Annotated in this window: 13 protein-coding genes; 7 read left to right on the plus strand and 6 right to left on the minus strand. The window is 72.6% G+C overall.

Annotated elements, in window-relative coordinates:
• Window positions 1–435: 435 nt before the first annotated feature.
• Window positions 436–1,419, minus strand: coding sequence for a phosphotransferase family protein (locus tag ACFW2G_RS23960; RefSeq protein ID WP_384584276.1), 984 nt, complete (start codon window positions 1,417–1,419; stop codon window positions 436–438).
• 209 nt (window positions 1,420–1,628) lie between these two features.
• Here ACFW2G_RS23960 and ACFW2G_RS23965 point away from each other — a divergent pair, with 209 nt between their 5' ends.
• Window positions 1,629–2,579, plus strand: a complete 951-nt coding sequence (locus ACFW2G_RS23965) for an aldo/keto reductase (protein ID WP_384456261.1) — start codon at window positions 1,629–1,631, stop codon at window positions 2,577–2,579.
• A 78-nt stretch (window positions 2,580–2,657) separates the two neighbouring features.
• On the opposite strand, the gene ACFW2G_RS23970 is transcribed toward ACFW2G_RS23965, so the two are convergent.
• Together ACFW2G_RS23970 and ACFW2G_RS23975 are read right to left on the minus strand one after the other, a co-directional pair.
• A complete protein-coding gene (locus ACFW2G_RS23970) occupies window positions 2,658–3,530 on the minus strand; it encodes an ABC transporter permease (RefSeq protein WP_037917251.1) in 873 nt (290 codons plus the stop codon).
• The gene (locus tag ACFW2G_RS23975; protein ID WP_384584273.1) at window positions 3,527–6,310 is read right to left on the minus strand and encodes a CocE/NonD family hydrolase; all 2,784 of its coding nucleotides are present in this window, start codon (window positions 6,308–6,310) and stop codon (window positions 3,527–3,529) included. The genes ACFW2G_RS23970 and ACFW2G_RS23975 overlap by 4 nt, the downstream gene beginning before the upstream one ends.
• A gap of 150 nt (window positions 6,311–6,460) precedes the next feature.
• Between ACFW2G_RS23975 and ACFW2G_RS23980 the strand changes: the two genes are divergently transcribed.
• The 5 genes from ACFW2G_RS23980 to ACFW2G_RS24000 all read left to right on the plus strand — a co-directional run bounded on the left by ACFW2G_RS23980 (window position 6,461) and on the right by ACFW2G_RS24000 (window position 10,546).
• The gene (locus tag ACFW2G_RS23980; protein ID WP_384584270.1) at window positions 6,461–7,996 is read left to right on the plus strand and encodes an ATP-dependent DNA ligase; all 1,536 of its coding nucleotides are present in this window, start codon (window positions 6,461–6,463) and stop codon (window positions 7,994–7,996) included.
• Between the two features lie 106 nt (window positions 7,997–8,102).
• The gene (locus ACFW2G_RS23985) at window positions 8,103–8,735 is read left to right on the plus strand and encodes a helix-turn-helix domain-containing protein (protein ID WP_384456202.1); all 633 of its coding nucleotides are present in this window, start codon (window positions 8,103–8,105) and stop codon (window positions 8,733–8,735) included.
• Between the two features lie 18 nt (window positions 8,736–8,753).
• The gene (locus tag ACFW2G_RS23990; RefSeq protein ID WP_384456199.1) at window positions 8,754–8,918 is read left to right on the plus strand and encodes a DUF6126 family protein; all 165 of its coding nucleotides are present in this window, start codon (window positions 8,754–8,756) and stop codon (window positions 8,916–8,918) included.
• A gap of 69 nt (window positions 8,919–8,987) precedes the next feature.
• A complete protein-coding gene (locus tag ACFW2G_RS23995; RefSeq protein WP_384456196.1) occupies window positions 8,988–10,070 on the plus strand; it encodes a dihydrodipicolinate reductase in 1,083 nt (360 codons plus the stop codon).
• On the plus strand, window positions 10,067–10,546 hold the full coding sequence (locus ACFW2G_RS24000) for a carboxymuconolactone decarboxylase family protein (RefSeq protein ID WP_037917262.1): 480 nt from the start codon (window positions 10,067–10,069) through the stop codon (window positions 10,544–10,546). Before ACFW2G_RS23995 ends, ACFW2G_RS24000 begins: the two co-directional genes overlap by 4 nt.
• Before the next feature lie 110 nt (window positions 10,547–10,656).
• Here ACFW2G_RS24000 and ACFW2G_RS24005 read toward each other — a convergent pair whose 3' ends face one another.
• From ACFW2G_RS24005 to ACFW2G_RS24015, 3 genes are all read right to left on the minus strand, one after another.
• Entirely contained in the window at window positions 10,657–12,309 is a 1,653-nt protein-coding gene (locus tag ACFW2G_RS24005) for a GMC oxidoreductase (RefSeq protein ID WP_384456193.1), read from the minus strand.
• 90 nt (window positions 12,310–12,399) lie between these two features.
• Window positions 12,400–13,026 (minus strand): DUF6629 family protein, encoded by a 627-nt coding sequence (locus ACFW2G_RS24010; RefSeq protein ID WP_384456190.1) that lies wholly within the window; start codon window positions 13,024–13,026, stop codon window positions 12,400–12,402.
• Window positions 13,027–13,030: 4 nt separating this feature from the next.
• Window positions 13,031–14,539, minus strand: a complete 1,509-nt coding sequence (locus ACFW2G_RS24015) for a DHA2 family efflux MFS transporter permease subunit (protein WP_384456187.1) — start codon at window positions 14,537–14,539, stop codon at window positions 13,031–13,033.
• 176 nt (window positions 14,540–14,715) lie between these two features.
• Here ACFW2G_RS24015 and ACFW2G_RS24020 point away from each other — a divergent pair, with 176 nt between their 5' ends.
• On the plus strand, window positions 14,716–18,324 hold the full coding sequence (locus ACFW2G_RS24020) for a S8 family serine peptidase (RefSeq protein ID WP_384584267.1): 3,609 nt from the start codon (window positions 14,716–14,718) through the stop codon (window positions 18,322–18,324).
• The last annotated feature ends 14 nt before the right edge of the window (window positions 18,325–18,338 follow it).

Below are 18,338 nucleotides of genomic sequence, written 5' to 3' on the forward strand. Positions count from 1 at the left end.
CGGTCAAGGTATGCCATCAGGCGATCGCCCGCAGTCCCCGAGGGATGGTGACTGATCGACCTGATCCGGCCGCAGGTATGCGGCAGAACGGGCGAGAGGGGTGGCAGGCGCCCCACTCGGCCGTTCTAGGCTGGCTCCTTGTCGTTTCCGAACATCGGACGGTCATGTGGGAGCGGGAGATGGCGTACGGCGGCGAAGATGAACGATTCCGCACAGGATGGCCGGGAGTCGAACGCGCCACGCGACCGCCCGAACCTAGACGTCTCAGGGGGCGAACAAGTCAAGCGGCGCCTCGGTAATCGGCTTGCGGACCATGAGGCGAACCCGTTGCACCCTTACGATCTCGGCTCGCCTGGAAGACGGGTGGTTCGAATGCCCCGAACAACTGCCTGCATGACGGGGTTGTTCTCTTGGTCGCAGGCCACCGATCCGGCTTCAGGCGTAGCGTGCGAAAAGCGCCTGGAGGTATCCCTCCAGCCGCCTGGTCAGCAAGGTGGGGGTCAGATTGGCACGGCCTACTTCGCGCCATGGGACGGCGACCTTCTCCGCGTCAGGAGCGAAGGCCAAGGCGTCCAGCAGACGCCAGTAGAGATGAGAAGCGTGATCTTCAGCCAGCGTCCCTCCCGCCGCAACGTAGAGGTCGGCGAACTGCATGCCCGTGGAAACCCCGTGCAGCAGGGCGAGGGCTGTCGAGCAATGGGCCACGTCCAGGTCGGCCGGTCCCCACGAGGTCTCCACCCAGTCGACGACGCCGCTGATCCGCAATCCGTCGCCGTCGCCGGTGAAGAGGACATTGCCGGGATGGAAGTCCCGGTGCAGGAAGCAGGCCCGGTAGTCCGGGGGCTCGCGGCGGATCACGTCCACGGCCCGTTGCCACAGCTCAGGCCGCTCGGTGTCTTCGGGCGGGTTCACCCGCTCGGGAGAGGTCCACGCCTGATAGGTGCGAGGCCGTGCCTCTGCGGTCACTGGCAGCCGGTGGATGCGCAGCAACTGGCGGGCCAGCAGTTCGGCACGCCGGTCGGCGCCCTCATCACCCAGACGCACGGTCCCAGGCAGCAGGGACATCAGCAAGGACGGATGGTGGCAGTACTGTGCTGTCGGGTCCACCGCCACCAGCCTGGCCGCGGGCACATCCGTGCTGCCGAGCAGGCGCAGAATGGCTGCCTCGCGGGTCAACAGGCCCTCCGCGTGGCGAACGTAGAAGGGCTTGACGAAAGACCGCAGGACCAGCGACCGTCGACCGCCCGGCCCGCAGATGTCCAGACGGCGCATTTCCGACGTCCAGCCGCCACGCAACCTCGAAACGTCCTCGATGCGTTCTGCCTCGGTAAGCCCCTTCTCCACCCAGGCACGCGTTGCACCCCAGCCCTGGTCCTCAAGATTGTTACCGGTGTGCTCGGTTCCCTCGCCCGCAACCATGGGGGCAGGCTACCGCCACGGATCCCACCGGTGGACAGCGGCGCCAGTCTCAGAGCGGGTCTCCAGGACCATGAGGGCCGAAGGCGTTCCGCTGCCCGTTGTCGACCGCTCACCCAGCCCTTGCGAAGACCGGACTGAGCCGCCTACACCCCGGATTAGACTGACGAGCTGTTGATCATGTACGCGTCGAGTCGGAGGAACGAACACACATGCGCCATCTCCCCCTGGGCAGTTCCGGTCTGCGAGTGTCCGCGGTCGGCCTCGGCTGCAACAACTTCGGCGGCCGGCTCGACGCCCGGGCCACCCGCGCCGTCGTCGACGCCGCCCTGGACGCGGGTGTCACGCTCCTCGACACCGCCGACATCTACGGCGGCGGGGGCGACTCCGAGCGGCACCTCGGGCAGGCCCTGAAGGGCCGTCGCGACCAGGTCGTCCTCGCCACCAAGTTCGGGTACGACGGCGTCGACATGAAGTACGGCCCCGCCGCCGGATCCCCCGGCGGCCGCGCCTACATCCGGCGCGCCGTCGAGGAGTCCCTGCGCAGGCTCGGAACCGACCGCATAGACCTGCTCCAGCTGCACAGCCACGACCCGGCCACCCCCATCACCGAGACGCTCGCCGCGCTCACCGAGCTCGTCGCCGAGGGCAAGGTCCGCTACGTCGGCCACTCCAACTTCTCCGGCTGGCAGCTCGCCGAAGCCGCCCACGTCGCCCGCGAGAGCGGATTCGTCCCCTTCGTGTCCGCGCAGAACGAGTGGTCGCTGCTGGAGCGGTCGGCCGAGCGCGAGCTGGTACCCGCGGCACTGCACTACGGGGTCGGCGTACTCCCGTACTACCCGCTCGCCAACGGCCTGCTGACCGGCAAGATCCGCCGAGGCGCGCCCGTCCCGGCCGGCTCCCGCCTCGAAGGCAGGGACAGCTACCTCACCGAGGAGCGCCTCGACGTGGTCGAGGCGCTGGCCGCGATCGCGGAGAAGTACGGCCGCACGGTCCTGGAACTGGCCATCGGCTGGCTCTCCGGCCAGCCCGGCTGCGCCTCGGTGATCGCGGGCGCCACTTCCCCCGAGCAGATTCGGGCCAACGCCGCTGCCGGCGAACGCCCGCTGGACGCCGACCTGCTCGCCGAGATCGACGCGATCGCCCCGGCGGTCCCCGCGTAGGGCCATGCCCGGCAGACGAGCGCTCCCCGTGCCCCAAGGGCAGGAGGAGCGCTCGTCGAGCAGGCTGCCGGCCGCCCGTCAGGACACGATGTCCTTGCGGGAGAAGCCACGGAAGGCGAGGGCGAAGAGCACCAGCGCGTAGGACACCGAAACCACCGCCCCCTTCACCATGCCGCCCCACTCCAGCTGGGGTTGCAGGGCGTCCGCCCACGCGAACTGCCAGTGCGCCGGCAGGAACTCGCGCCAGGAGCCGAGCGCCGTCACCGCGTCCAGCACGTTGCCGACGATCGTCAGCCCGACCGCGCCGCCCACCGCACCCAACGGTGCGTCCGTCCGCGTGGAGAGCCAGAACGCCAGCCCTGCCGTCACCAGTTGCGACACAAACACGAAGGCGACCGCCAGCGCGAGCCGCGGCACCGTGTCCCCGGCCGCCAGCGCCCCGCCCGCCGGGAGCTTCAGCGGCCCCCACCCGTAGGCGGCCGTGCCGGCGGCCAGCGCCACCACCGGCAGCAGCACGATCGCCGCCAGGCTGAAGCCCAGCGCCACCACCAGCTTGCTCCACAACAGCCGCGCCCGCGGCACCGGTGAGGCCAGCAGGTAGCGCAGCGAGGACCAGCTCGCCTCCGAGGCCACGGTGTCCCCGCAGAACAGCGCCACCGGCACCACCAGAAGGAAACCGGCCGAGACGAACAGACAGGTCGCGGCGAAGTTCGCGCCCGAGGCCGTGGCCGTGTCGATCAGGGTGATCCGGTTGCCACCGCCGCGCCGACTGCCCGGCCCGCCCCCCACCGCGAACGCGATGATCAGGATGAAGGGCAGGGCGGCCAGCACCCCGCCCATCACCAGGGTCCGCCGCCGGCGCCACTGCCGCAGCGCCTCCACGCGCAGCGGGAGCGTCCGGCTCGCCCGGTAACCGGAAGCCGCCTCCCGCGCCGTCGTCGCCGTACTCACGCAGGGCCTCCGATCAGGGTGAGGAACGCGTCCTCCAGTCTGCGGTGCGGCCCCACTCCGGTCACCGGCACCTCCAGCCGCACGAGTTCGGCGATCAGCCCGGCGGGCGTCGCGCCTTCGAGCCGTACGAGCAGCCCGTCGTCCGCGACCACCACCGACCCCACGCCCTCCAGTGCCGCCACCTTCCCGACGGCCACCTCGTCCACCGGCTCCGCCAGCGTCACCAGCAGGGTGTCCCCGCCCCCGGTGATCTCTGCGACCTCGCCCGCCGCCACCCGCTGCCCGCGGTCCATGACCACCAGGTGCGTACAGGACTGCTCGACCTCCGACAGCAGGTGGCTGGAGACGATGACGGTCCGTCCGCCGGCCGCGTAGCGGATCATCACGTCCCGCATCTCGCGGATCTGCGGCGGGTCCAGCCCGTTCGTCGGTTCGTCGAGGATCAACAGGTCCGGCATCCCGAGCATCGCCTGCGCGATGGCGAGCCGCTGCCGCATGCCCTGGGAGTACGTGCGCACCGCGCGCTCCAGCGCGTCGCCGAGCCCCGCGATCTCCAGCGCCTCCGCCATGTGGGAATCACCGGCCGGGCGGCCGGTGGCCTGCCAATACAGCTCCAGATTGGCCCGGCCGGTCAGGTGCGGCAGGAATCCCGCGCCTTCGACGAAGGCCCCGACCCGCGACAGGACCGGCGCCCCGGCCCGCACGGGGTGCCCGAACACCCGGATCTCCCCGGCGTCCGGCGAGATCAGCCCCATCAGCATGCGCAGCGTGGTGGTCTTCCCGGCTCCGTTCGGCCCGAGCAGCCCCAGCACCTGCCCCTTCTCCACGCGCAGCGAGAGATCCCGTACCGCGTACCGGTCCTGCGACTTCGCGTACCGTTTCGTCAGCCCGGTGATCTGCAGCGGTACGTCGGCCAGCGCCGGGTCCGGCCGCGGTCCCCCGGACCGCGGCCCGGCCGCGCCCGCAGCGGCCCGGCCCGTCCTGCGGAACCCGAGCAGTGCCGCGGCCAGCGCCAGCGCGCCCAGCGGCAGGGCCCACGTCCAGGCGGGCAGTCCCGCCGTGGCCGTCCGCACCCGGGGCGCGACGGGCACGGCCAGCGGGCCGTCCACCGAGACCGTGTAGCGGGCCGTCGCGGCCGGGCCGGCATAGCCGAGGTCCGTGGCGGCGACCACGAGACGCAGCCGGTGTCCGGCGGTGACGGAGTGGTCGATCGCGGGCAGCCTCATCCGCACGGTGGCGCCCTGCTGCGCGTTCTCCACCCGCAGCGGGGCGACCAGCTGGGAAGGCAGGACCTGCTGCCGCCCGTCGGGCCCCACGTCGTACACCTTGCCGAACAGCACGGCGGAACCGTCCGCTGCCGTCGACCTCACCTTCAGCGTCACGGTCGGGCTGCCGGTGATCTGCAGGTCCCGGTCCAGCGGCGCCGACTCGAAGCGGGCGTTCTGCCCGGGGAAGTCCAGCGAGAATCCGGCCCCGAGGGAGGCGAGCTGCCCGCCGATGCCGGGCAGGGAGGACAGTGCGGGCGGCGCGCCGCCCGCCGGGTTGGTGAAGCTTTGCTCCCGCCCCGACAGGCTGAACTCCCTCGGGCCGGAAGTAAGCCCCGGGTAGCGGTCGCCGGTCGCGCCGCGCAGTATCACCTCGCCGTCCGTGGAGTCGATCCCCCCGGAGCGCGAGACCCGGAACGCCGGGCCGGTGTCCACGCCCTCGTCGCCCTTGAGATGGCGGTCGAACCAGGCGGCGACGCGGGCCTCCACCCGGTCCGCCTCGCGCATGCCGCCGTCGTGTCCGCCGGCCGCCCAGTCCACCGACACGGGCGCGCCGTTCGCCGTGATGGCCGCGGCCATGGCGTCGGCCTGGTCCAGCGGGAAGAGGGAGTCGTCCTGCCCCTGCACGATGAGGGCCGGCACCTTGATCCGGTCGGCGACCGCCGACGGACTGCGCGCCTCCAGCAGGGTGCGGGCCTCGGCGTCGGGTTTCCCGGCCACGGCGACGCGTTCGTACATCGCGCACAGCTCCGGGGTGAACCTCCCGCAGCCCGGAGCGGCCGGGGCACCGTCCTGGGACCCGGCGCCGGGCGCGGCCCCGTCCGTGCCCGGCGGCCGCGTGCCGCCGGTGTCCGGCGGCGCCGCTGCGGCGCGCTGCATCCCGTCGGCCGAGCCGGTGGTGAAGAAGATGCCGGACCACAGTTTCTTGAAGACCCCGCCGGGGAAGAGGGAGTCCGCGAGGTTCCAGTAGGTGATCGCCGGGGCGATCGCGTCCACGCGGCGGTCGTGACCGGCGGCCAGCAGCGAGACGGCACCGCCGTAGGAGGCCCCCGACACGCCGACGCGCGGGTCGCCGTCTGCGTCGAGCAGCACCTCGGGCCGGGCCGCGAGCCAGTCGATGAGCCGGGAGACGTCCTTGACCTCGTGCTCGGGGTCGTTCAGCCCGATCCGGCCGCCGGAGCGGCCGAAGCCGCGCGCCGACCAGGTCATGACGGCGTAGCCTTCGCGGGCCAGCCGCTCGGCCTGTGCGCGGACGTCGTCCTTGCTGCCACCGAAGCCGTGGGCGAGGAGCACGGCCGGCCGTCTCGCCCCACCGTCCTCCCCGCCGTCCGGGAGGAAGAAAGAGGTGTCGATGTCGGCACCGGGCATCTTCAGGACCTGGTCCTGGCGGTGCACGGCGGGCGTTCCGCCGGACGCGGACGCGGCCGTCCACGTACCGGCACCCGCCACGACGGCCAGGACGGCGGCGCCCGCGAGCAGGCGGTCTCGGCGGCGCCGGGGCATACGGAGCTTCATACGCGCACCCTAGACGCCCGCCACCCGGCCTCCGAGCACCCACAGGCGGATCCGGCGACCTTCTCAGGGACCAGTCCGCGGTGATCCCCTACCGCGCCTGCGGTACGGGGCCGACCTGCACGCCGCGCCGCCGGACGGCAGGATGGCCGCATGCTCCTGGCCGAGGTCGCCCGCGTGTCACGGGAAGTCGCCGCCACTTCCGCCCGCTCCCGCAAGACCGCCCTGCTCGCTGAGCTCTTCGCGGCCGCCCCGCCCGAGGAGGCCGGGCTGGCGATCTCCTACCTCTCCGGACGCCTGCCGCAGGGCCGTCCCGGGATCGGCTGGCGCACCCTGGCCCAGGAGACCGCACCGGCACCGGAACCCACCCTGACCCTCCGCGACGTCGACGCGGCGGTGAGCCGGCTCGCGGCGCAGGCCGGCACTGGGTCCGCCGCCCGGCGCAGCCGGATCGTCGCCGGGCTGCTCGGCGCCGCCACCGGGGCCGAGCAGGCCTTCCTGCGCAGTCTGCTGTCGGGCGAGGTGCGTCAGGGCGCGCTCGACGCGCTGGCCCTGGACGGCGTGGCCGCGGCCGCCGGAGTGCCCGCGGCGGAGCTGCGCCGCGCGGTGATGCTGGACGGCTCGCTTCCCCGGGTCGCCGAGGCGGCGTTGGCCCACGGGGCCGAGGCGCTGCGGGCCGTGACCGTGCGGGTGGGGCGGCCCGTACAGCCGATGCTGGCGGGCACGGCCGGATCGGTCGCCGAGGCGCTGGCCGCACTCGGACCGTGCGCGGTGGAGGAGAAGCTCGACGGGATCCGGGTGCAGGTCCACCGGGAGGGGGACGGCGTACGGGTCTACACGCGCTCCCTCGACGAGATCACCGAGCGGCTGCCGGAGGTCGCCGAACTGGCCCGGTCGCTGCCGGAGGACCGGTTCATCCTCGACGGGGAGGTGATCGGGCAGACGGCGGACGGTCGTCCCGTCCCCTTCCAGGACATTGCGAGCCGGGTCGGCTCCCGGGTGGACGTGGCGGCCGCCCGACGGACACTGCCGGTCGTCGCCCGCTTCTTCGACGTCCTGGCCGTCGGCGGCGACGTCCTCCTGGACCTCCCGGTCCGCGAGCGGTACGGGGCGCTGGCCGCTCTCGTGCCCGCAGCCGCCCGGGTCCGCCGCCTGGAGGTCCGCGACCCGGTGGCCCAGCGGGCCGAGGCCGCTGAGTTCTGGGCCGAGACCCTGCGCCGCGGCCACGAGGGTGTGGTGATCAAGGCTCTCGACTCGACGTACGCGGCCGGCCGGCGCGGCAAGCACTGGCTCAAGGTGAAGCCGGTGCACACGCTGGACCTGGTCGTGCTCGCCGCGGAATGGGGCCACGGGCGGCGCACCGGCCTCCTGTCGAACCTGCACCTCGGCGCGCGGGCCGCCGACGGGACCTACGCCATGCTCGGCAAGACGTTCAAGGGCCTCACGGACGAGATGCTGCGCTGGCAGACGGCGGCGCTGCGTGCGCTCGCCACCTCGGACGACGGTTTCACCGTGCGGGTCCGCCCCGAACTGGTGGTGGAGATCGCCTACGACGGGCTGCAACGTTCGGCGCGCTACCCGGCCGGAGTGGCTCTGCGCTTCGCGCGCGTGGTCAGGCACCGCCCGGACAAGGATGCGGGGCAGGCGGACACCGTCGAGACGGTGCTGGGCCGGGGGAACGCCCCCTGAAAGCGCCGGGGCGGGCCGAAGCGCCGGCCGGCGTCGCGGCCCCGGTCGACTTGCCTCAGAGGCAAGACGGTTTGCCAGGAAGGTAAGAGTCTGACTCAATCGGGGCATGACGCCCGGTCCCACCCCCGACCGCCCGGACGGCGCGGCCGACCAGCTGCCCGCCGTGGCGCCGCAGCTGCGCGAGCTGCGCCGACGTGCCGGCCTCACCCTGGAGGCCGCCGCCGCGCGGGCCCGGCTCTCGCCCGCCCACCTGTCCCGCTTGGAGACCGGCCGGCGTCAGCCTTCGCTGCCGCTCCTGCTGGGGCTCGCCCGCACCTACGGTACGACGGTCTCCGAACTGCTCGGCGAGGCCTCCCCGGCGGCCGACCCCATCGTACGGGCCGGCGGTCCGGCCGCCCGCGAGGCCGACGGCTGGACGTACCGGCAGGCGGGCGGGGCAGGGCGGGGAATGCAGGCACTGCGCGTCCGCGTGCCGTACGGCCGCGGCTCCGGGGAACTGGTTCGCGTCCATCCCGGCGAGGAATGGCTGTACGTCCTGGAGGGGCGGCTGCGCCTGCACCTGGGCGAGGCCGAGTACCTGCTGGAGCCCGGGGACAGCGCGCACTTCGACTCCCTCACCCCGCACCGGATCGGCGCTGCCTCCACCGGCGGAGCCGACCTGCTGTTCGTCCACACCCTGCTCCAGAGCAGCCTCGCCGGGCTGTGTCTCGGCGGGGCCGCGTCCACCACGCACCACTGATAGGCGAGGAGCCCGTCCATGACCCCCGTGACCCCCGCGGACAAGCCCGTCGGCGTACGCGCGCGCTTCGAGGCCAAGTTCCCGCGCGGCCTGATCATCCGCCTGATCGCCTACCTCTTCGTCGGCCACCTCTTCGCCTTCTTCGTCTACCTCCTCTTCGTCCTGGGCGGCCAGAACCAGTAACACCCGGAGCATGAGGGTTCGGGCCGCGCGGCTATGGAAAGGTGCGGGGACGGTGGCTACCCTCCGCGCATGATTCCCACGGTTGTCTGGGGCACCGGCAACGTCGGCCGTCTGGCCATCCGCGCCGTTGCGGCCCATCCCGCGCTTGAACTGCGCGCAGTCATCGTCCACAATCCAGCCAAGATCGGCCGCGACGCGGGCGAACTCGGCGGCCTCGACCGCCTGTTGGGCGTCGAGGCCACCGGCGACGCCGAAGCCGTACTGGCGGGCCGCCCCCGGGCGGTGGTGTACGCCGCGTCCGGGGACGTCCGCCCCGACGAGGCCCTCGCCGACATCACCCGGGCGATCCGGGCGGGTGCCGTCGTGGTCAGCCCGGCCCTCTACCCGCTCTACGACCCCCGCAGTGCCCCACCGGAGTTCCGGGACCCGGTGCTGGCGGCCATCGCGGAGGGCGGCGGCTCGCTCTTCGCCTCCGGCGTCGACCCCGGCTGGGGCAACGACGTGCTCCCGCTCCTGCTCAGCGGCCTCGGCACCAGCATCGACGCCATCCGCTGCCAGGAGATCTTCGACTACTCCACCTACGACCAGCCGGACTCCGTCCGCGACCTCATCGGCATGGGGCATCCCATGGACTTCGAGCCGATGATGCTCATGCCGTCGGTTCCGACGATGGTCTGGGGCGGCCAGATACGGATGATGGCCAGGGCGCTCGGCGTCGAACTCGACGCCATCCGCGAGACGTCGGAGCGCCGCCCCCTCGACACCGCCGTGACCACCCGCACCATGGGCGATTTCGCGGCGGGCACCCAGGGTGCCATCCGCTTCGAGGTGCAGGGCATCGTCGGGGGCGAGCCCCGCATCGTCATCGAGCACGTCACCCGCATCCACCCCGCGTGCGCACCGGACTGGCCCGCCCCGCCGGACGGCGGCGACGGAGCCCACCGGGTCATCATCGAGGGCTGTCCCCGCATCGAGGTCACCGTCGAGGCCACCGACGAGGGCGAGAACCGCTCCGCGGGCGGCAACGCCACTGCCGTCGGCCGCCTCGTCGGCGCCGTCGACTGGCTCGTCGCGGCGGAGCCCGGACTCTACGACGCCCTCGACGTCCCGCTGCGCCCCGCCACCGGCAGACTCGGAAGGAAACCGTCATGAGGATCGACATCCCCGAAGGCCAGCACCCGATCGAGTACGTGTGGGGCGACATGGTGCCCGGGATCGGCATGGCCGCCGCCAACTTCTCCCTGTCGGTGTACGCCCACACCACCCTGGGGCTGCGCGAGTTCGAGGCCGCCCGGCTGCGCGTCGCACAGATCAACGGGTGCGTCTTCTGCCTGGACTGGCGTACCGAGCGGGACGGGCAGAAGGTCGAGGAGGAGTTCGCCGACGCGGTCACCGAGTGGCGCACCACCGAGGCGTTCGACGGGCGCACCCGGCTGGCCGCGGAGTACGCCGAGCGGTACACCCTTGACCACCACGGGCTCGACGACGAGTTCTGGGACCGGATGACCGCGCACTACAGCCAGCTGGAGATCGTGGAACTCACGATGAGCATCGGGTCCTGGCTGGCCTTCGGGCGGCTGAACCACGTGCTGGGCCTCGACAGCGTCTGCGTGCTGCCGGGGCACTGAGCGGGGGGCCGGGGCGGGGCGGCCGGGCTCGGCAGGGGCTCGGCCGGGTGTGAGTACGGGGCCGTTCGGCGGATCCGAACGGCCCCGGCCGCTGGGGGGAGGACGCGGCCCTACGGGAGGTCTGTCGCGATGATCTTCTCGATGTTGCGCTCGGCGAGTGCGGTGATGGTGACGAACGGGTTCACGCTGGCGTTTCCGGGGATCAGCGCGCCGTCGATCACGTACAGGCCGGTGTATCCGTGCAGCCGGCCGTAGTTGTCGGTGGCCCGGTCCAGGACGGCGCCGCCGAGCGGGTGATAGGTGAGGGTGTCGTTCCAGATCTTGTTTCCGCCGAACAGGTCGGTGCGGTAGATCGTCCCCTCCTTCGAGTTGATCTTGTCGAAGATGGTCCTGGCCATGGTGAGGGACGGCTGCTTCCAAGCCGTCTGCCAGCTCAGGTCCGCCCGGCCGGCCGCCGCGTTCCAGGTGAACTCGGCGCGGTGGGGGTTCTTCGTGATCGACAGGTAGAAGGAGGCGTAGGTCTCGATCCCGGTGGGCAGCGGGGCGACCTCGGCGAATGCGCCACCGGCGTCCCAGTTGTCGATGCCGGAGCAAGGGATGGTCGACTGGAGCCGGCCGGTCGGGTCCCACATGTGGTTGGCCCGGCCGCACATGACATTGCCGTTCTCGCCCCAGCCCTTGCCCACCTCGCCGTTGAGGTTCGGCAGTGCCCCGGTCGCCTTCAGCTTGACCAGGAGCGTGCTGGTGCCGACGCTTCCGGCGGCGAAGAACACCCGGTCGGCGATGACGGTCTTGGGAGCCACCGTGGTGCCGGTGGTGTCGATCTGGTCGATCGCGACCGTGTAGCCGCCGCCCGCGGCGGGGGAGACCGTGGTGACCTTGTGCAGTGGCGATACGGTGACCCTGCCGGTGGCCCGGGCCTGGGCCAGGTACGTCTGCACCAGCGACTTCTTGCCGTGGTTGTTGCCGTAGAGGATCTCCCCGGCCAGCGCGGACCTGGTGGCGGTGCCGTCCGCCTCCCGCTTCATGTAGTCCCAGTCGTAGACGTCGGGCACGAAGGTCCAGGCGAAGCCGGACCGCTGGGCGTGCTTGCGGCCGACGCGGGAGAACTGGTAGCAGTCGGCGGTGTCGAACCAGGCCGGGTCGACCATCCCGACCCCGAGTCCGGCGTTGGCCCTCGGGTAGTAGGTGTCGTACATCTCGCCGGCGTCGACGGAGGGGAGGACGGCGGCGAAGTTCGCGCGCTTGGGCGTGACGGCCATACCGCCGTTGACCAGCGAACCGCCTCCGACGCCGCGCCCCTGATAGACCGTGATGCCGGCGAAGTCCTCGGCGTCCAGGATTCCGGTGTACCGGGGGACGTCCTTGTCGAGGGGGAAGCCGAGGAAGTTGCTGAGCGGGGCCTTGGTCCGGGTCCGGAGCCAGAAGGAGCGGTAGTCCGGGCTGGTCACCTTGGGGAAGATCTTGCCGTCAGGGCCCGGGGTGTCCCAGTTCATGCCCATCTCGACCATCTGCACGTCCACACCCGCCTGGGCCAACCGCAGCGCCGCGACCGAACCCCCGTAACCGGTGCCGATGACGAGGGCGGGCACCCGGGCGCCGTCCGCGATCGGTCCGGATGAAGCCGCGGGCGTCGTGGCGGCCTGGGCCGGCGAGATGTGGCCGGCCAGGGCCACGGCTCCAATAATGGAACCTGTTCTACCCAGGAATCCGCGGCGTGAAATTCCATTCACGCTCTTTTCGGGAGGTGCATTGTCACCCATAAGGCGTCCTCGCTCTCGCTGGAATCAGAACGAGTTCTACTGCTGTCCGCATGTGAAGTCACTACATACGTCCAGAAAACTTTCGGCCGATCAGCCGCTCCCCGCGGCCGGCTGCCGGTCCCGGACCCAGCCCAGCACCAGCAGCGAGGCCACCGCGGCGAAGGCACACCAGGTGGAGGCGAATTCCAGCCGCCACAGCGCCGCGCAGGCCAGGGCTCCCGCCGCCAGCACCGAGCCGAGGGCCCGCAGCCACCGGTCCCGGGCGAGCAGCAGGGCGCCCAGAGTGGCGAACAGGTAGCCCGTCAGGACCAGGGGCGTCCAGGCGACATGCACCTCGTAACCGAGGGTGCGGCCCCGGATCTCGGCGCTCACCGGCCCGGTCGCGAGGGCGTGCACGAGTACCGCGGCCGTCACGCCTCCGACCGCCACCGGCGCCCACAGGCGCCGCCGTGCCCCCGGTGCGGCGGCGAGCAGCACCCCGACCGGGACCCACACCGGCAGCAGGGGAAGGGCGATCACGGCCCAGGCCGTGGCGGCCGCAGAGCAGTCGCCGCCCGACTCCCAGACCGCGGCCTCCACCAGCTGGTGCACGCCCAGCAGCAGCGGCAGGGCCGCGACGGCAAGATCGCGGGCCCGGCGCACGCGTGCCAGGCACACGACCCCTACGGCGGCGACCGCCGTGCCGGCCACCAGATCGGCCGTCGCGCTCCAGCACACGGGATCAGCCCGGCGTCGTGGGCCCACCCCGCTCGCGGGGTTCGAGCGGCGGCGAGGACAGCGCGCAGTGCGTGTGGCACTGCGGGTGGCACCTGGCCGGTGCGGGGGAGCGCACGGTCGCCCAGGCGACGGCGGCGCCGGCCACGAGGGCCCCGGCACACCAGGGCATCGCACGGCCGAAGGCGGCGTCGAACTGCGCCGCCGACAGGTACGACTCGGGGCCCATCCCGGCCAGCAGCGGCAGGGCCGCCACCGCGATCAGGCCGGCCGCGCGGGCGGCGGCGTTGTTGATGCCGCTGGCCAGGCCCGCCCGTCCCGGGTCCACCGAGGACAGCACGGTCGCCGTCAGCGGAGCCACCAGGGCCACCATCCCCAGCCCCATCACCACCATCGCGGGCAGTACGTCCGCGACATACGAGGCCCCCGGGCCCACCCGCAGCGTCAGCAGGGTCCCGGCCGCGCACAGCACGGGCCCCACGGTGAGCGGCAGGCGCGGCCCGATCCGCTCGCCGATCTCCCCCGAACGGGCCGACAGCAGCAGCATCAGCAAGGTGGTCGGCAGCAGGGCGGCCCCGGCGCCCAGCGCCGAATACCCGGCCACGACCTGGAGCTGGAGCACGACGAGGAAGAAGAAGCCGCTGAAGGCCGCGTACACGCACAGGGTGACGAGGTTGACGGCCGTGAACTGCCGGGAGGCGAACATCTGCGGCGGCACCATGGGATCGGCCCGGTGCCGCTCCACCCAGACGAAGGCGACGCCGAGCAGTACACCGCCCACCGCGGCGGCGATCACGGGGGCGGTGCCCGACGAGGCCTCGATCAGCGCGTAGGTGACCAGTCCCAGCGAGCCCGCGCCGAGCAGCGCGCCCGCCGCGTCGAAGCGGCCGTGCGCCAGCGGGTCCCGTGACTCCGGGACATGCCGCAGCGCCACCGGGACGCACAGCGCGGCCACCGGCACGTTGAGCAGGAACACCCACCGCCAGCCGGGCCCGTCCACCAGCCAGCCGCCGAGGAAGGGCCCCACCGCCGCGCCGACGCCGCCCAGCCCCGACCACAGGCCCACCGCGCGGCCCCGGTCCCCGGCCCGGATCGAGCCCTGGATCAGGGCGAGGGAGCCGGGCGTGAGCAGCGCGCCGCCGATGCCCTGCAGGGCCCGGGCGGCCACCAGCACCGCGGCGTTCGGGGCGAGCCCGCACAGCAGGGAGCCCACCGCGAACCACGCCGTGCCCAGCACGAAGATCCGGCGCCGGCCGAAGCGGTCGCCGAGCGCTCCGCCGACCAGGATCAGTCCGGCGAGGGTCAGCAGATAAGCGTTGACCGTCCACTGGAGCGCCGCGAGATCGGCGCCGAGATCCTCCCCGATGCGGGGGAGCGCCACATTCACCACGGTCGAGTCGAGCAGGGCCATGGTCGAGCCGAGCACCGTGGCCAGCAGGATCCACCGTCCGCGCGCCGAGGCGAGCGGGACGGCGGGCTCGGGCGGTGCGTCGGGCGACTCGGCCGGCACGGTCATGCCTTCAGGCTGGCCCGCCCGGCGCGGAAGGGCCAGTGGGCGGCCCGAGCCGGCGCTGCCGGGCACGGCTCATAAGGCCCTCTTGTAATGAGCATGACGCCTCGTTCAACATGACCCGCGCACGTCACGCGCACCCTTCCCGCACATCCCGCACACGGCGTACGAGGAGACAACACGTGGCCCAACGCGACAAGCGGTCCTCACCAGCCCTACGACCCACACGGCGTGCCAGGCCCGCACGGTCCCTGCGCACGGCGCTCGCCGCACTCACCTCGGTCCTGCTGCTCCCGCTCGGCGCGGGCGTCGCCGCAGCGGCACCGGATCCCGGCCCCAGCGCGCCGACCGCGGCCGAGCGCAAGATCGAACCCAAGCTCCGCGCCCAGCTCGACGGCGCCGCCAAGGCCGTCTTCTGGGTCTACCTCGACAGCGCCGCCGACCTCACCGCCGCGGGGAAGCAGCAGACCCGCGCAGCGAAGGCCGAGACCGTGCTGAGGACGAAAAAGGACCACGCCGCGCGCAGCCAGGCCGACGTCATCAAGGCACTGCAAGGCGCGGGCGCCGAGTACACCTCGTACTGGATCGTGAACGCCGTGCGCGTCGTCGGCAGCCAGAAGCTCGCCGGGACGCTGGCACAGCGCCCCGAGGTGGCCCGGATCGACGCCGACGACAAGGTCGAGCTCCCCAAGCCCGCCGAGGGTCGGCGGGAGAAGGCCGTCGCCGACGCCGTCGAGTGGAACATCGACCGGATCAACGCCCCGCAGGTGTGGGACCGGATCGGCGTCCGCGGCGAGGGCATCGTCGTCGCCAACATCGACAGCGGCGTCGACTACACCCACCCGGCCGTGGCCGGCCAGTACCGCGGCCGGAACGCGGACGGCAGCTACTCCCACGCCTACAACTGGTTCGACCCGGCGGGCGTCTGCGCGGGCGCCGCACCCTGCGACAACAACGACCACGGCACCCACACCATGGGCACGATGGTCGGCGACGACGGGGGCGCCAACCGGATCGGCGTCGCCCCCGGCGCCCGGTGGATCGCCGCCAAGGGCTGCGAGTCCAACTCCTGCTCCGAGGCCTCGCTGCTCGCCTCCGGCCAGTGGATTGTCGCCCCGACGGACCTGAACGGCCAGAATCCGCGACCCGACCTCGCCCCACACGTCGTCAACAACTCCTGGGGCGGCGCCGGCGGAGACCCCTGGTACCAGCAGGTCGTCGACACCTGGCGGGCCGCCGGCATCTTCCCGGCCTTCTCCAACGGCAATGCCGGACCCGGCTGCGCCACCACCGGCTCACCCGGTGACTACGCGAGCTCCTACAGTTCCGGCGCCTTCGACATCAACAACGCCATCGCGTCCTTCTCCTCCCGCGGCACGGGCCCCGGTGGCATCGTCAAGCCGAACATCTCCGCCCCCGGCGTGAACGTCCGCTCCTCCGTCCCCGGCGGCACGTACGAGTCCTTCTCCGGCACCTCCATGGCCTCGCCGCACACCGCGGCCGCCGTGGCCCTGCTGTGGTCCGCCGCTCCCGCCCTCGAAGGGGACATCGCGCAGACCGAATCCCTCCTCGACGGCACCGCCCTGGACACCGACAGCAGCCAGTGCGGGGGCGACGCGGCCGACAACAACGTCTTCGGAGAGGGCCGTCTCGACGTCCTGGCGGCCGTCGAAGCCGCACCGCGCGGTGCGCTCGGAGCCCTCGCCGGCACCGTACGCTCCGACGGCCAGCCCCTCGCGGGCGTCAAGGTCACCGCCGACGGCCCGATCGACCGTACGGCCACCACGGCGGCCGACGGCACCTACTCCTTCCCGGCCCTGTCGGTGGGCGCCTACACCCTGACCGCGGCCAAGTTCGGCTACGGACAGCAGACCGCAACCGCCACGGTGACCGAGAACGCCACCGCCACCGGCGACTTCACCCTCACCCGGGCCGCCTCCGGCAAGGTCACCGGTACCGTCGCCTCCGCCTCCGGCCCGGCCGCCGGGGCCGCCGTCACCATCGCCGACACCCCGGTGACCGCGACGACCGACGCGCAGGGCCGCTTCGAGGTCACCCTGCCGCACGGCACCTACCGGGTGAACGCCACGCACGCCTCCCGCTGCCTCAGCGGCGGCACGGCCGAGGTCACCGTCGACGGCGACACCTCCGTCGCGGTGAACCTGCCCGAGCGCACGGACGGCTACGGCTACGCCTGCGCCACCGCCGGCGACCGGCCGTACACCGGGGGGAGCCGGCAGCTCGCGCTCACCGGTGACAACACCACCGAACGGGTCGACCTGCCCTTCCCGCTGCCGCTGTACGGCACGACGTACGCCCAGGCCTGGATCGGCACGAACGGCACCGTCAGCTTCGGCGGCAATCACACCGGCGACATCAACGGCGACCTCCCGAGCACGGCCACGCCCAACGCGGCCCTCTACCCCTTCTGGGACGACCTGGTCGTCGGCGCGGCGGGCACCGGATCGGGCGTCTTCACCGCGGTCACCGGCACCGCACCGCACCGGGCCTACGTCATCGAGTGGCGTGAGGTGTCCCACTGGTCGGCGCAGGCCGACCGGTTCTCCTTCGCCGCGGCCATCGGCGAGGACGGTAGCGTCACCTACTCCTACAAGGGCACCGGCGGCACCGGGATCAAGGGCGGCTCCTCGGCCACCGTCGGGGTGGAGAACGCCACCGGCACCGACGCCTTCGCCTACTCCTTCAACACCCCTGTCATCACCGACGGCCTCTCCATCGCCTTCCGCACCACCAAGAGTGGTGTGGTGGCCGGCCGGGTCCTCGACGCCAACGACGGCGACGGCGTCGCGGGCGCCACGGTGACCGTCGGCGCGGGTGACACCGCCGTGTCGGCGATCACGGCCGCCGACGGCGGGTACGTCGTCCAGAGCCCCTCCGGCTCGCGGACCGTCTCCCTCGCCGCGGCCCAGTACGAGTCCGCCACGGCCACGGTGGACGTCAAGGCCGCCGACGTCACGTCGGTGACCCGGTCCCTGCGGACCGGGAAGGTGACGGCGTCGCAGCCGGCTCTGGAGGTCGTGCTCCCGGCCGACCAGCAGCGGACACGGACCCTCGACCTGACCAATGCGGGTCTGGGCACGGCGTTCACGGTGTCCGAGGACGCGGGCTGGCTGAAGGCCGCGCCGGCCGCGGGCGACCTGCCGACGGGCGGCAGGGCACCGGTCACCCTCACGGTCGACACGACCGGACTGGCCCCCGGAACGGTCCTCACCGCCGACCTGAAGATCGCCTCGGCGAGCGGCCGCACCCCGGTCCTCACCGTCCCGGTCAAGCTCGTCGTCCCGCGCTACCAGGTCGCCCTGGACGCCGGATCCGGCTACGGCAGCACCGACGTGCTGGGCGACTCCTGGTCCCCGGATCGCAGGTACACGGCCGGGTCCTACGGCTACCAGGGCAACGGCACCGTCCGGTCGACCGGCCGCACCATCGCCGGTACCGACGACCAGCGGCTCTTCCGCAACGCCCGCGAGGGCATGTACGAGTACCGTTTCGACAACGTCCCGAACGGCACCTACACGGTGGAGCTCGGCTTCGCGGAGCTCTCCTCCACCAAGCCGAACAAGCGCGTCTTCGACGTCCTGGCCGAGGGCACACAGGTCCTCCCCTCCCTCGACATCGCCCTGGAGGCGGGCACCTACACGGCCCTGACCCGCACGTACACGGTCACGGTCACCGACGGGGTGCTCAACGTCCGCTTCGTGACGCACTCCGGCTTCGGCAAGCCCCTGCTGAACACGCTCCGGGTGACCGACCGCCCGGACCAGCGCTAGCCGTTCCGCGCTGT

It is taken from the genome of Streptomyces sp. NPDC058880 (assembly GCF_042742535.1).
Taxonomy (GTDB): Bacteria; Actinomycetota; Actinomycetes; order Streptomycetales; family Streptomycetaceae; genus Streptomyces.